This window comes from Halorussus sp. AFM4, assembly GCF_051194995.1.
Lineage (GTDB): Archaea > Halobacteriota > Halobacteria > Halobacteriales > Haladaptataceae > Halorussus.
The window spans coordinates 92565-106057 of the sequence record NZ_JBNTJT010000005.1 but is presented as its reverse complement, the minus strand read 5'-3'; the positions used below and the strand labels follow the sequence as shown (position 1 = coordinate 106057).

The following is a 13493-nucleotide window of genomic DNA, read 5'->3' as shown; positions in this document are numbered from 1 at the left end:
CGATGGTCCGAATCGACCCCGACGACCTCGAACGGTTCGCGCGCGACCTCGTCGTCGGCCTCGGCGCGCCCGAGGCGACTGCCGAACGGGTCGCCGCGTCGCTGGTGGGTGCCGACCTCCGTGGCCACGGCTCACACGGCGTGCTCAGGCTCCCCATCTACGCGGAGATGATAGAGGCTGGCCGCCTCGACCCGGCGGCGACCCCCCTCGTCGTCCGCGACGACGGAGCGACAGCGACGGTCGACGGCCGGGACGCATTCGGGCAGGTCGTCGGCGTCGAGGCCGCCGCACTCGCGGCCGCGAAGGCCCTCGACCACGGCGTGGCCGCCGTCGGCGTCAGGGACGCCACCCACCTGGGACGCGTCGGCGAGTGGGCCGAGCGCGCGACGGAGGAGGGGGTCGCGTTCGCCGCGTTCGTCAACGTCCAGGGCGGTGCCCAGACCGTCGCGCCGCCGGGGAGCGCGGACCGCCGACTCGCGACCAACCCTCTCGCGTTCGGCGTGCCGACGTTCGGCGCGCTCGACTTCCCGCTGGTCCTCGACATCGCGACGAGTCAGGTCGCCCACGGCAAGATACGCGAGCGCGCGGCGGCCGGCGAACCGCTGCCCGGCGACTGGACCGTCACGGCCTCGGGCGACCCGGAGACCGACGCCGCGGCGTTCGAGGAGGGCTCGGGCGCGCTGCTGCCGCTCGGCGGCGCGACGTCGGGGTACAAGGGGTTCGGCCTCGCGGTCGTGACCGAACTGTTCGCCGGCATCGCGGGCGACGCGGCGGTGGCCGGCCAGCGAGAGCACGGGTGGGCCGACAACGCCGCGCTGTTCCTCGCGTTCGACCCGAAGCGGTTCGCCACCGAGGCGGGGGTCCGCGAGCGAGTCGCGGCGCTGGCCGACCACGTCCGGAGCGCCGACTACTCGTCGGACATCTCCCCGGGCGACGCGGCGAAGGCCGACCGGGCGCTGCTGCCGGGCGAGGCCGAACACCGGACCGCGCGAGACCGGCGCGAGCGCGCGATTCCCGTCTCCGAGGGGGTCGCCGCGTCGCTGCGCGACCTCGCCGTCGCCCGCGGTCTCGGGGACCGCGTCCCCGACGAGTTGAGAGAGTAGGGCTCAGTCGGTGGTCCTGTCGCTCTCGCCGTCGGTGTCGCTGCCCGGTTCCGCGGCGCTCGACAGGCCGGCGTTCGGGCTGCTTCCGGGGTCCTTCTCCGGCGTTTCGCCCCGGTCGACGTCCGCGTCCGGAGTCGAGTCGGGGGACCGCTCGCCGGGTGCCGCGTCGTCGGGCCGGTCGTCCGAGATCGAGCCGGGCGACCGCCCTTTGGGGTCGGCGGGGAGGAACCGGTAGAGCACCGACGCGACCGCCGTGACGCCCGCGAGCAGCAGGAACGCCTCGTCGAACAGGCCCCGCTCGGCCAGCACGCCGACGAACAGCGAGCCGCCCGCGCCGACCGCGAGGTAGAACGTCCGGAACAGGCCGTAGCCCGCGCCCTGGATCTCGTCGGGCAGCAGCGCCGCGACGTAGCCGTTCCCGACCGGCCCGATGCCGAGCCGGGTGCCGAGCAGCGCGAGCAGGCCGGCCAGCGCGGCGGTGCCGCCGACGAACGGGAGCGCGACCAGCGTGAGCACGCCGAACCCCGCGAGCGCCGACAGCACGGTCCGCTCGCCGTACCGGTCGGCGGCGTTGCCCGCGAACCACTGGGAGGCCGCGCCGCTCGCGTAGAACAGGCCGTAGAGCGCCGAGGCGGTCCCCTGGCCCAGGTTCTTCACCTCGATGAGGTAGGTCGGCAGGAACGCCGTGATGCCCTGGTAGGTGAACAGGATCGTCGTCATCGCGAGCCACGCGAGCAGCACGTCGCGGTCGGTCACGCCCCGGACCAGCCGGGACGCGGTCTGCCTGGTGAACTGGTCGGCCGCGCGGGCCTGCTCGGCGGGCCGGGGCGGGACGTAGGCCCACAGCCCGACCCCGACGAGCGCGAGCGGAACCACCACGAAGCCGAAACCGGCGCGCCAGTGGACCCAGACCGCCAGCGCGCCCGCGACCAGCGGGAGCGCCGCCGCGCCGAGGTTGCCGACCGCGAAGGTGACGCCGAGCGCCGTCCCGTCGCGGTCGGGGTAGATGCGCGAGAGCACCGTCACCCGTGGCGGGGCGTACAGCCCCGAGCCGAGGCCGAACAGCACGCCGCCGAGCACGAACACCGGAAACGACGGGGCGAGGGTGAGCGCGGCGGCGCCGGCCGCGGTGACGAGCACGGCCGCGGTCAGCGTGGCCCGCTCGCCGATTCGGTCGGCCATCGTGCCGGCCGGGAACTGGGTCACCGCGTACGAGCCCCACAGCACCGACACCAGCAGCCCCGCGGTCGCGTTGTCGATGTCGAACGCCGCCTTGACCTGCGGGAGCAGCGCGGGGAGCACGATGCGGGTCCCCAGCACCAGCAGCCAGCCGACGGCCACGACCGTCAGGATTCGCCCGCGGCCGTCGCCCCGGAGCGTGTCGACGCCGCTCCGGACCCGCGCCGCGGCGCTACCGAGGAGGTCGCGGCTCATCGCGGGCTACGGGGTCGCGACGACCGCCCTGCGGACGGCGTCGGTCAGGTCCGACACGGGGCGGTCCTCGAACTCGCGCACGACGTCGCGGAGTTCCCGAGCGGTGTCGTCGTCGACGCCCGACGACCGCGCGAGCGCCTCGAACTTCTCGGTCACGCCGCCCCACCCGAGCGGCTTCTCGGGCTCGCCCAGCGCGGTCTCGACGAACCGCTCGTACGTCTCACCGCCCGCCTCGACGACGACCCGCGCGGCCCACTGCTCGGGGAACAGCGACTGGACCGCGTCAGTCGATACGACGTCGACCCGGTCCATCAGACCGCGGAGGGCGCGGTCGTCGAGCCGAGACTGGGCGTCGAGGAAGGCCGGTAGCCCCGCCTCGCCGGTCGACAGGGCGAGCGCCGCGGTGAAGGGCATGCTGAACTGGCAGTCGACGAAGTTCTCGGGCCGGCGCTTGCGGTCGATTGGGTCGCCGGTCAGCCGGACGCCCGGTTCCGGGAGGTCGACCCTGATCGACTCTATCGAGTCAGTATCGACCTCCTCGCTCAGATCGGTCAGCGCGTCGATGGCGGCGTGCATGTACCGACAGCACGGGTAGGGCTTGAGCGCGGTCTCCATCACGGCGTGCTCGTCGCCGAAGGCGTCGAACGCGGCGGGGTTCGGGTCGCCAGTGTAGCCGTTGAGGAAGCCGTACTCGCCCTCGATGGCGTCCGCCGCGCCCCGGAACCCCGCCCCGGCGAGCGACGCGGCGGTGACCCCGCGCCGCGCGGCGAGGCCGGGGTGGAGGCGCTTGTTCCACGCGCCGTTCTCGAGGAACTGGAGCGACCCGGCGGCCTGGCTCCCGCCGACGCCGAACGCGTCCTCGAACTCGGCCACCGAGAGCCCCTGGACCGCGCCCGCGGCCGCGATGGCGCCGAATGTCCCGCAGGTGGCCGTGCCGTGGAACCCCCGGTCGTAGTGGGCGTCCGGGTCGACCGCCCGGCCGAGCACGCAGGCCACGTCGAAGCCGGCCGACACGCCCGCCAGCAGTCGTTCGGTGGTGGCGTCCTCGCGCTCGGCGACCGCGAGCGCGGCCGGGATCACCGGCGCACCGGGGTGGAGCGACGACTCGCGGTGGGTGTCGTCGAAGTCGAGGCTGTGGGCCAGCGCGCCGTTGATCGCTGCGGCCCGGTCGGGCGCCCACTGCTCGCCCGTGGCGACCGACGTCGCCGGGCCGCTCCCGGCGTCGCCGCCGAGGCCGGCCAGCATCGCGGGCGTCGACTCGGCGTGCTCGCGCCCGGCGAGGGTCACGCCGAGCCAGTCGAGGACGTGGCGCTTGAGCTTCTCCCGGACGTCCGCCGGGAGGTCGGCGAAGCTCGTCTCCGCGCAGTGTGCCGCCAGTCGGGCGGTCGCGTCGATAGTTGACATACCGAATGCGATGCGGTCGGGAGGAATAAACGTAGGGGGCCGCGGCGGAGGTGGGCGCTAGCCGTCGTCGCCGCGGACGATGCTCATCGGCGTGTCGAAGGTGAAGTGGTACTTGCCGAGGCCGACGCACAGCAGCGCGACGGACGTGAACGGGAGCGCGACGAACGTCAGCGACCCGCCGATCGCCGCGAGCATGACCCACATCCACCGGATGCGGGCCCGGGCCCACCGGACCGCGAGCGCCTGGAACGCCGTCACGGCGGTGAACTGGACCGCGAGCATGACGACCTGGTAGGGCGCGAAGCCGTAGAACCGCCCCTGCGAGACCGAGTACCAGAGGAACAGCGACCCGATGCCGGTCAGGACGGTCGCGGCGAGCAGCGACCCCGCGCCGAGCGCGACGACCCACTCGGGCACGCGCGCGAGTAGCTTCTCTTCTTCCTCCGGGACGTGCTGGTCCGACCGGTCCTCGACGGCCTCCCGGTCCGTCTCGGGCGCGTCCTCGGCCCTCTCGGCCGCCGCGGCGCCCTCCTCGGCCGCCGCGTCGGCCGCCCCGGTCCGGTAGCGGTCGGAGGCGTCCTCGTCGTTCATACCGGCGTCCCCGTCATTCGTCCGGAATCGCCCCGGCCTCTCTGAGCGCCGCGATCTGGTCCTCGTCGTAGCCCAGCTCCCGGAGGACGGGGACGGTGTCCTCGCCGAGCAGCGGGGGCGCCTCGTCGAACCCCGACTCGGCGTTCGCGAAGTTGAGGGGGTGCTCGACTACCGGAATCTCGCCCGCCGCGGGGTGGTCGGTCGACGACACCACGCCCCGGGCCTCGACCTGCTCGTTGTGGAGCGCCTGGTCGACGTTGTACACCGGCCCGACCGGGAGCCCCCGCTCCTCGGCGAGCAGTTCGACCCACTCGTCGGTCTCGCGCCGCCGGAATGTCTCGGAGAGCTCCGCCTCGAGTTCGTCCATGTTCTCGACCCGGTCGGCGTTCGTCTCGAACCGCGGGTCGTCGGCCAGGTCCGGCCGGTCGATCGCCTCGCAGAGCTCGGTCCAGAGCTTCTGGTTGGCCGCCGCGACGCTGAGGTGGCCGTCCGCGGTGGGGTACACCTGGTACGGCGCGAGCACGGGGTCCTTCGTCCCCATCCGGGTCGGCTCCTCGCCGACGAACGCCTTGCCGGCCTGCTTGGTGAGCCACGGGAGCGCGGCGTCGAGCATCCCGAGCTCGACGCGCTCGCCCTCGCCGGTCCGCTCGCGCCGGTAGAGCGCGCCCATGATGCCGAACGCGGCCCACATCGCGGTGATGAGGTCGGTCTGGGGGAGCCCGACCTTGACCGGGTCGCCGTCCTCCGGGCCGGTGACGCTCATGATGCCGCTGGTCCCCTGGACCAGCAGGTCGTAGCCCGGCCGGTCGCGCCACGGCCCCGAGTCGCCGAACGCCGAGATGGAGCAGTACACCAGCTCGTCGTTGATCTCCCGGAGGTCGTCGTAGCCGACGCCGAGCCGCTCGGCGGTGCCCGGCCGGTAGTTCTCGACGAACACGTCTGCCTTCTCGACCAGGTCGTAGAGCAGTTCCAGGCCCTCCTCGCTCTTGAGGTTGAGCTCGACGCTCCGCTTGTCGTAGTTGACCGTCCAGAAGTACGGCGACTCGCCGCGGTCGCTGGCGGTCCTGCCCGGGCCGTCGTAGCCGTCGACGTCGACGAACGGCGGCCCCGAGTGGCGGTTGTCGTCGCCGACCTCCGGGCGCTCGACCTTGACGACCTCCGCGCCCTGGTTCGCGAGCATGAGCGAGCAGAATCCGCCGGTGACGAACGTCGAGAGGTCGAGCACCCGCACGCCGTCGAGGATACCCGATCCGCCGTCGTCCGCGTCATCGGTTGGCTGTGGCATGGCTGTGGAAAGACCGACCGGTCGGATAAGATTTTGCATCGTTCCGACCGGTAATCACGGTATGCTACGATTGACCATGCAAGAGTTTATATAACTATGTGGTATGTGTTATCCTGTATGGCGCAGACCAACCAGGCCCGCGACCAGGACGGTGGCCTCCAGTGGGTCACCGACCACTCCCTGGCGGCGGCTGTCATCGTGTACGCCCTTCTCTGCGTCCCAGCCTACATCTGGCTCGAAGGGCCGGTCGGAATCGCCGGCACGGTGGACGCGTCGGTCACGGTCGCGGGGCTCGCTCTCGGCGGAATCATGTTCGTGCCGATAATCAAAGCGGTGCTGACTAACAGGGTCGGCGCCAGCCGGGTCCGCCCCGGCGTCGAATCGGACTGAGTAACGATGCACGGGAACCTCACAGCGAACCACGAAACGACGAGAAACAGAGACGAACCCTTCAACCATGGTTGACGCAAAACTCCAGGACGTTCGGAAGACGTTCAACGACGGACAGGTCGTCGCGGTCGACGACATCGACCTCCACATCGAGGAAGGCGAACTGCTGGTACTGGTCGGGCCCTCGGGCTGCGGCAAGTCCACGACGCTGCGGTGCATCGCCGGGCTCGAAGTCCCCGACTCCGGGACCATCACCTTCGGCGGCCACGAGGTGACCGAGCTCCCGCCGAAGGACCGCGCCATCTCGATGGTGTTCCAGAACTACGCGCTGTACCCGTCGATGACGGTGTACGAGAACATGGCGTTCGGCCTGAAGATGCGGGGCGCCGACAAGGAGACCATCGACGAGCAGGTGCGGTGGGCGGCCGACATCATGGAGATCGGCGACCTGCTCGACCGGTACCCGAACCAGCTGTCGGGCGGCCAGCAGCAGCGGGTCGCGCTCGGGCGGGCTATCGTCCGGGACCCGGCGCTGTTCCTGCTCGACGAACCGCTCTCGAACCTCGACGCCAAGCTCCGGGCGGTGATGCGGACCGAGATCCAGGAGCTCCAGCAGGAGCTCGACGTGGCCTCGGTGTTCGTCACACACGACCAGGAGGAGGCGATGAGCATGGGCGACCGCATCGCGGTGATGAACGCCGGCCGCATCGAGCAGATCGCGCCGCCCGAGGAGATCTACCACGACCCCAACAGCCTGTTCGTGGCCGACTTCATCGGGAGCCCGTCGATCAACTTCTTCGAGATGCACTTCGACGGGTCGACGGTCAGCGGCGACGAGTTCAGCGTCGACCTGCCCGAGCCGGTGGCCGAGGAGCTCCGCGACGGACTCCCGGGCGACGCGGTCGTGGTCGGCATCCGGCCGGGCAACATCGACATCACCGACGCCGGCACGGGACTGGTCGACATCGAGGTCGAGGTCATCGAGCCGATGGGCGACACCAAGATCCTCTACTTCGACTTGGGCGACCAGCGGGTCAACGCGGTCGTCCCGTCGAACGCCCGGGTCGAGGAGGGCGACACCGTCGGCCTCGAGGTCGAGTGGCCCAACGTCCACTTCTTCAGCCCCGAGGGGCCGAAGGTCGTTAAGTGGATGCACGCGACCGAGGGCACCGTGCCGGGCATGCCCGGCACGGACACCGACGACGAAGTTCGCGCCGACGGCTCCTCGGAGACCGTCGGCGAGGAGGGCACCTGAGCCATGGCCACGGTCTCCGAGGAGATCGCGCAGCGCGACCGGTCGTTCAGGGACCGGCTGCTCGAGGAGTACGGCGGGCTCCAGGGCATCCTGTTCCTGCTGCCGACGCTGGTGCTGCTGTCGGCCATCGTGTTCTACCCGATGATCGTCAACGGGTTCCTGTTGAGCTTCAAGCAGTTCACGCTCAACCCCGACGCGGTCGACCCGTGGGTCGGGCTCGACAACTACCAGTACTGGCTGTTCGGCGCGGGCCAGTCGCTGTTCCTGTTCAGCCTCAAGATGACCCTGCTGTACGAGCTGGTCGTGGTCCCGTTCGACCTGGTGGTCGCGCTCGGGGCCGCGCTCGTGATGAACGAGAGCCTGCCGGCCCGCCCGTTCTGGCGCGGCCTGATGCTCGCGGGGTACGCCAGCCCCGCCATCGCCGCCGGGCTGACGTTCGGCATCATGGAGCAGGCCGCCCAGTACGGCATCATCTACAACACGCTCAACATCGTCTTCGACATCCCGGCGTCCGGGGGCATCACGTCGAACACGCCCTGGGCGTTCTGGGGCGTCGTCATCGCGAAGGTGTGGCGCGACTTCGGGTTCATGTACGTCGTGTTCCTCGCCGGCGTCCAGTCGATACCCAAGGAGCTGTACGAGATCGCGAAGGTCGACGGCGCGGGGCCGGTCCAGCGGTTCCGGTACATCACCCTGCCGCACCTCCGGACCGTCATCGTCACGGTCGTGATGATCCGGACGGTGTTCACCATCGGGAAGGTCGCCATCCCGTGGGCGGTCACGAAGGGCGGTCCGGTCAACTACACGACGTTCCTCGGGGTCGCCATCTTCAAGCGAGCGTTCCTCGACTGGAGCATGGGGCTGGCCGCGGCGCTCGGCATGCTGTTCGCGGTCGGAATCATTCCGCTCATCCTGATCTGGGTGCGCACCGAAACGGAGGACTACTGATGAACGCGAACACCGAAACGGAGGTCCGGTAATGGCCACGAAATCAGACGAGCGGTTCGAGTTCGAGACCGACCAGTCGGGCTGGAGCTGGGAGACCCACTACAAGCCCGTGGTGAAGTACATCGCGCTGGCGGTGTTCATGGTGTGGATGCTGCTGCCGGTGTACTACACCTTCGCCAACTCGCTGAAGACCCCCGAGATGATCTTCACCCAGCCGCTGGGCATCCCGTGGGTCACGTTCGACCCGGTGCCGTTCAGCGGTCGGAACGCCTGGCGGACGATGTGGGACGCGTTCCCGTTCGTGGAGTACACGCTGGCGACGTTCATCGTCAGCGTGGGCACCGCGGGACTCGCGACCGTCGCGGCGGTGTTCGCCGCCTACTCGTTCGCCCGGCTCGACTACCCGTTCAAGAACTCGCTGTTCGTGCTGAGCGTCGCCGGGTTCATGTTCCCCATCGTGCTGCTGGCGATCCCGATCTTCGTCCTGATGCAGCAGCTGGGGCTGCTGAACACCTACGTCGGCATGATCCTGGCGTTCACGGCGTTCACGTTGCCGTACAACGTCTGGCTGTTGCGGGGGTTCTTCGAGGACCTCCCGGACAACCTGGAGGAGTCGGCACGGGTGGACGGCTGCACCCAGATCGGCGCGTTCTTCCGCGTCATCCTGCCGCTGTCGCGGCCGGCGCTGGCGTCGGTGTTCCTGCTGGCGTTCCTGCTGGCGTGGCACAACTACCTGATGGCGTTCATCATCGGGAGCGACCCGCTGCACACCACGCTGGCGCCCGCGCTGCTCGAACTCAAGGGGACGTTCTTCGTCCGGAACTTCCACTACATCATGGCCGGGACGTTCCTCTCGATGATCGTCCCGATCACGATGTACATGTACCTCCAGAAGTACCTGGTCGAGGGGCTCTCGTCGGGCGGCGGCGTCAAGGGGTAGCGTCGCCCCTCGCGCCGATTCCCGTTCCGCTGCGTTGCTTCTGTTTTTTCCGCGCTGAGTGCGCCGTGTTGCTGCTGTGGCGCTCCTTCCCGCTGTAGAGTCCGCACCAGATCTGCGTGTTGTCTACCCCTCTGACTACATTCACGACGTTCTCCCCGACTGCAAACACGACGTGCCCTCGACTGCAGTCACGACGTGCCCCCGACTGCGGTCACGACAATCCGAACGTCGTCGACTGGACTCCCCGGCCGTACCTCGACCCCGCTTCTCGCGGTCTCAGGTCTCGCAGGGATTCCCAGCCGTCGGGCGCCACCGACTCCGGGCACAGGCCCGGCCGGCGTTCACCGTCGCGACGCGGAAGCGGAGCTCGACGCGATGGGCCGCACTCGGTGACGGCGCAGTCGCTGCGGGTTCGGCTCCCGGACGAAGCGAAAGAAGGTGTCGTCAGTCCTCGCTCGACCCGCCCACGTCGACCGTCCACTCCTGGGTCTGGTCGACCTCCTCGGTCTGCCACTCCACGACCTTGTCGGCCACGGTCGACAGCAGGTAGCCGACGATGAGGACGAGGATGGCCAGGATGAACAGCCCGCTGTTGGCGTTCGGTTCGTCGGCGAGCGCGAACTGCGAGATGACGATCTCGCCCTGCCGCTGCCAATCGAAGTACAGTCCGAGGAGGAACAGCACGCCCGCGGACGCGTAGACGACGTTGGCCGCCAGCTCGAGGTAGTCCGCGGTGTCTCGATTCCCGACTCCCGACCGTACGTTCTGCCCTGACATAGGGTACCATACACGCATGTCATTCATAAACGTTCCCCCGCGGTCGACCGTTCCGACACCACCTCGCGGGGTCCGGCGACCCTCCCACCCCGCTCCTACGATACGCGCGACAGGTAGGGATGAAATCGCAGTGAGAACCGGGTAATATACTGCAAAAGTTTATGATACATGCTACCGACCCCTGTAGTGGTGGGGAGTTACCGAATGACACAGAAGCGAGGCGAGGCCGATTCGGCAGCGAGTAGCACAGTCGACAGACGCGGCTTCCTGAAAGCCGCGGGAGCGGGGGCGATGGCAGGTGCCGTACCGGGGTACGTCGGGTTCCAGGGCAACGTGACGCTCGAGATCTGGCTGTCGTACTACACCGAGGGCGAGACCAAGAAGAAGTACACCGACCAGCTCGTCAAGGAGTACCAGAACCAGACCGGCACCCAGATTAACATCACGGGCGTCCCCTACACCGACGTGGTGACGAAGTTCCGGTCGGCGCGGGCGGCGGGCAACGTCCCGCACTTGGTGGAGGTGATGACCCGGCCGGGCATCCTCGCGGGCGGTGCGGGCATGGTCGTCAACGACCTGTGGCAGAGTTCGTCGCTGGCAGACAAGACGTCAGACAAGGTCATGCAGGGCCACCGGGTGTGGGGCTCGCAGTCGACGGGCGAACAGGGCAACCTGGTCACCTTCCCGCTGGGCTTCCGACCGTACCTGTCGTGCTGGCGGACGGACTGGCTCGAACAGGCCGGCATCGACCCGGGTCAGGTCAATCACGAGGCGGGGAGCCTCCACTGGTACGACGACATGCCGGGCATCTACCAGAAGCTTCAGCAGACCGAGCTGGGCCAGAAGAAGGGCGCGTTCCCCGACTCGACGGGGATGAAGCAGAGCGACGAGGAGTACATGTCGCTGTACATCCCCCAGCACGGCGGCTCGAAGTCCGGCGTGGTCAACCTGACCGGTGACAAGGCCACTATCGACTCCGAGCCGGCCAAGCGGGCCATCAAGATGCAGTTCGACTACATCGACCAGGGGTACTTCCACGAGAACTCCATCAATACGGGCGACGAGGAGTCGACCACCCGCCACTGGGCGGGTCAGCAGGCGATCAACCACCTCCAGGACTCGACCGACCTCTGGGGCGACTACCTCGAGGAACAGCCCCAGGCGATGCGCAACGGGACCTACACGTGGGGCCTCCCGATGAACGCCGGCACCAAGTCGGCGCTCGCCTGGCTGCCCGCGCTCGGCTTCATCGCCGACGGGTTCGACAACCAGCGCCAGCAGGACGCGGCGGTGAAGTTCATCGAGTGGTGGGTCGGCGATCAGCAGCGCGCGGTCCAGAACGCGAAGAACCTCGGATTCGTTCCGGTCGCGCCCCAGCAGATCCGGCAGGCCGACTTCTTCGGTCAGTCCCAGATGCACCGCGACTTCTGGCGGGGCGCCGCGATGAAGACGCTCAACCAGTTCGAGCCCGCGGTCATCCCGGCGGTGCCCGGGGCGAACGCCATCACCTACGACATCCCGCGCCAGATGCACCAGCGCATCTCCCAGATGCTCGGCCAGGGGACGAGCCTGGACCAGGCCGTCAACCAGGCGACGTCGCAGGCCGCGCAGGCGATCAACCGGCGGCTGCAGCAGGGCGCGAGCCAGTAACCGACCCGTCGCGGTCTTTTTTCGCGGTTCGACGGACAGTTACCCGTAGTAGACGGGCCGAGTCTTCCGGGATTACGGGTCGGATACCGAACACTGACACCGCAGATTCTCCGTAACGCTCGATTGAACGACGGTGGTAGGCGGCTGTTTCTTGAGTAAGATTTAATACCTGCACTATTAAACGGGTTAATGGGTTGTTAACCCGTGACAGGGAAGCAGTCGGAAGAGTCAGCTTCGGGGCATCGTTCCGTCAATCGTCGACGGTTTCTGAAAGCGGCCGGCGCCGGCGCGGCGGCGACCGGTCTCGCCGGATGTAGCGGTGGCGGTGGTGGCGGCGGCGCCGACACCACCACGGAGTCCACCGGCGGCGGCGAGACCCAGTCGGACTCGGGTACGACGGTCGGAAACACCGATAAACCGACGCTTGAGGTCTGGCTGTCGTACTACACGGAGGGCAAGACCAAGAAGCAATACACCGATAAGCTCGTCAAGCAGTTCGAGAGCGAGACCGGCATCACCATCAACATCACCGGCGTGCCGTACACGGACGTCACGACCAAGTTCCGGTCGGCGCGGGCCGCCGGCAACGTCCCCCATCTGGTGGAGGTGATGACCCGGCCGGGCATCCTCGCGGGCGGCGCGGGGATGGTCGTCAACGACCTCTGGGAGAGTTCGACGCTCGCGGACAAGACCTCCGACAAGATCATGGCGGGCCACAAGGTCTGGGGCTCGCAGTCCACCGGCAAGAAAGGGAACCTGGTGACGTTCCCGCTCGGGTTCCGGCCGTACTTCAGCGCGTGGCGGACCGACTGGCTCGAACAGGCCGGCATCGACCCGGCGGAGGTCAACTACAAGGCCGGCAGCCTCCACTGGTACGACGACATCCCGGGCATCTACGACAAGCTCAAGCAGACCAAGCTGGGCCAGAAGAAGGGCTACTTCCCGGACACGACGGGGATGAAGTCGAGCGACGAGGAGTACATGTCGCTGTACATCCCCCAGCACGGCGGGTCGATGTCCGGCGTGGTGAACAAGACGGGCGACAAGGCCACCATCGACACCAAGGAGGCCCGCAAGGCCATCAAGATGCAGAAGGACTACGTCGAGAACGGGTACTTCCACGCCAACTCGATCAACACGGGCGACGAGGAGTCGACCACTCGCCACTGGGCCGGCAAGCAGGCGGTCAACCACCTCCAGGACTCGACCGACCTCTGGGGCGACTACCTCGAGGAGCAGCCGAAGGCCATGAAGAACGGCACGTACACGTGGGGCCTCCCGATGAACGCCGGGACGAAGGCCGCGCTGGCGTGGCTGCCGTCGCTCGGGTTCATCGGCGACGGGTTCAGTAACCAGGCCGAGCAGGACGCGGCGGTGAAGTTCCTCGAGTGGTGGATCGGCGACAGCAACCGGGCGGTCCAGAACGCGAAGAACCTCGGATTCGTCCCGGTCGCGCCCGACCAGATCCAGAAAGAGGACTTCTTCGCGAAGACCGAGATGCACAAGGAGTTCTGGCGCGGTGCGGCGATGAAGACGCTCAAGAACTTCAAGCCGGCCGTCATCCCGGCGGTGCCCGGCGCGAGCGCCATCACCTACGACATCCCCCGGAAGATGCACCAGCGCATCATGCAGCAGGGCGTGAGCGTGGAGAAGGCGACCTCGCAGGCCGCCAAGGAGATCAATCGGCGACTCAAGCAGAACCAGTAAGGACTTCGA

Annotated in this window: 12 protein-coding genes; 7 read left to right on the top strand and 5 right to left on the bottom strand. The window is 68.6% G+C overall.

Annotation, left to right across the window (positions count from 1 at the left end; translation table 11 throughout):
• Positions 1-2: 2 nt before the first annotated feature.
• Entirely contained in the window at positions 3-1103 is a 1101-nt protein-coding gene (locus tag ACQUQF_RS20710; protein ID WP_435181074.1) for an Ldh family oxidoreductase, read from the top strand.
• Positions 1104-1106: 3 nt separating this feature from the next.
• On the opposite strand, the gene ACQUQF_RS20705 is transcribed toward ACQUQF_RS20710, so the two are convergent.
• From ACQUQF_RS20705 to ACQUQF_RS20690, 4 genes are read right to left on the bottom strand one after another with little or no spacing between them, the layout of a single operon-like run.
• Entirely contained in the window at positions 1107-2537 is a 1431-nt protein-coding gene (locus ACQUQF_RS20705; RefSeq protein ID WP_435181072.1) for an MFS transporter, read from the bottom strand.
• A 6-nt stretch (positions 2538-2543) separates the two neighbouring features.
• Positions 2544-3941, bottom strand: a complete 1398-nt coding sequence (locus ACQUQF_RS20700) for an MmgE/PrpD family protein (RefSeq protein WP_435181070.1) — start codon at positions 3939-3941, stop codon at positions 2544-2546.
• 57 nt (positions 3942-3998) lie between these two features.
• Positions 3999-4532: a hypothetical protein gene (locus tag ACQUQF_RS20695; protein ID WP_435181068.1), complete on the bottom strand. Its 534-nt coding sequence runs from the start codon at positions 4530-4532 to the stop codon at positions 3999-4001.
• A gap of 13 nt (positions 4533-4545) precedes the next feature.
• Positions 4546-5817: a CaiB/BaiF CoA transferase family protein gene (locus tag ACQUQF_RS20690; protein ID WP_435181066.1), complete on the bottom strand. Its 1272-nt coding sequence runs from the start codon at positions 5815-5817 to the stop codon at positions 4546-4548.
• Between the two features lie 117 nt (positions 5818-5934).
• Here ACQUQF_RS20690 and ACQUQF_RS20685 point away from each other — a divergent pair, with 117 nt between their 5' ends.
• The 4 genes from ACQUQF_RS20685 (at position 5935) to ACQUQF_RS20670 (ending at position 9350) form a co-directional block, all read left to right on the top strand.
• Positions 5935-6207, top strand: a complete 273-nt coding sequence (locus ACQUQF_RS20685) for a hypothetical protein (protein ID WP_435181065.1) — start codon at positions 5935-5937, stop codon at positions 6205-6207.
• Positions 6208-6274: 67 nt separating this feature from the next.
• A complete protein-coding gene (locus ACQUQF_RS20680) occupies positions 6275-7462 on the top strand; it encodes an ABC transporter ATP-binding protein (protein ID WP_435181064.1) in 1188 nt (395 codons plus the stop codon).
• Between the two features lie 3 nt (positions 7463-7465).
• Positions 7466-8410, top strand: coding sequence for a carbohydrate ABC transporter permease (locus ACQUQF_RS20675; RefSeq protein WP_435181062.1), 945 nt, complete (start codon positions 7466-7468; stop codon positions 8408-8410).
• 31 nt (positions 8411-8441) lie between these two features.
• On the top strand, positions 8442-9350 hold the full coding sequence (locus ACQUQF_RS20670; protein ID WP_435181060.1) for a carbohydrate ABC transporter permease: 909 nt from the start codon (positions 8442-8444) through the stop codon (positions 9348-9350).
• 444 nt (positions 9351-9794) lie between these two features.
• Here the strand turns inward: ACQUQF_RS20670 and ACQUQF_RS20665 are convergent, their stop codons facing one another.
• Entirely contained in the window at positions 9795-10127 is a 333-nt protein-coding gene (locus tag ACQUQF_RS20665; protein ID WP_435181058.1) for a hypothetical protein, read from the bottom strand.
• Positions 10128-10418: 291 nt separating this feature from the next.
• Between ACQUQF_RS20665 and ACQUQF_RS20660 the strand changes: the two genes are divergently transcribed.
• Positions 10419-11777: an ABC transporter substrate-binding protein gene (locus ACQUQF_RS20660; protein WP_435181056.1), complete on the top strand. Its 1359-nt coding sequence runs from the start codon at positions 10419-10421 to the stop codon at positions 11775-11777.
• A 204-nt stretch (positions 11778-11981) separates the two neighbouring features.
• Positions 11982-13484 (top strand): ABC transporter substrate-binding protein, encoded by a 1503-nt coding sequence (locus tag ACQUQF_RS20655; RefSeq protein WP_435181054.1) that lies wholly within the window; start codon positions 11982-11984, stop codon positions 13482-13484.
• Positions 13485-13493 lie beyond the last annotated feature (9 nt).

What these genes read in the sequence shown, in the direction of transcription:
- ACQUQF_RS20710 (WP_435181074.1), top strand. Translation starts at nt 3, where the DNA reads ATGGTCCGAATCGACCCCGACGACCTCGAACGGTTCGCGCGCGACCTC.
- ACQUQF_RS20705 (WP_435181072.1), bottom strand. Translation starts at nt 2,537, where the DNA reads ATGAGCCGCGACCTCCTCGGTAGCGCCGCGGCGCGGGTCCGGAGCGGC.
- ACQUQF_RS20700 (WP_435181070.1), bottom strand. Translation starts at nt 3,941, where the DNA reads ATGTCAACTATCGACGCGACCGCCCGACTGGCGGCACACTGCGCGGAG.
- ACQUQF_RS20695 (WP_435181068.1), bottom strand. Translation starts at nt 4,532, where the DNA reads ATGAACGACGAGGACGCCTCCGACCGCTACCGGACCGGGGCGGCCGAC.
- ACQUQF_RS20690 (WP_435181066.1), bottom strand. Translation starts at nt 5,817, where the DNA reads ATGCCACAGCCAACCGATGACGCGGACGACGGCGGATCGGGTATCCTC.
- ACQUQF_RS20685 (WP_435181065.1), top strand. Translation starts at nt 5,935, where the DNA reads ATGGCGCAGACCAACCAGGCCCGCGACCAGGACGGTGGCCTCCAGTGG.
- ACQUQF_RS20680 (WP_435181064.1), top strand. Translation starts at nt 6,275, where the DNA reads ATGGTTGACGCAAAACTCCAGGACGTTCGGAAGACGTTCAACGACGGA.
- ACQUQF_RS20675 (WP_435181062.1), top strand. Translation starts at nt 7,466, where the DNA reads ATGGCCACGGTCTCCGAGGAGATCGCGCAGCGCGACCGGTCGTTCAGG.
- ACQUQF_RS20670 (WP_435181060.1), top strand. Translation starts at nt 8,442, where the DNA reads ATGGCCACGAAATCAGACGAGCGGTTCGAGTTCGAGACCGACCAGTCG.
- ACQUQF_RS20665 (WP_435181058.1), bottom strand. Translation starts at nt 10,127, where the DNA reads ATGTCAGGGCAGAACGTACGGTCGGGAGTCGGGAATCGAGACACCGCG.
- ACQUQF_RS20660 (WP_435181056.1), top strand. Translation starts at nt 10,419, where the DNA reads ATGGCAGGTGCCGTACCGGGGTACGTCGGGTTCCAGGGCAACGTGACG.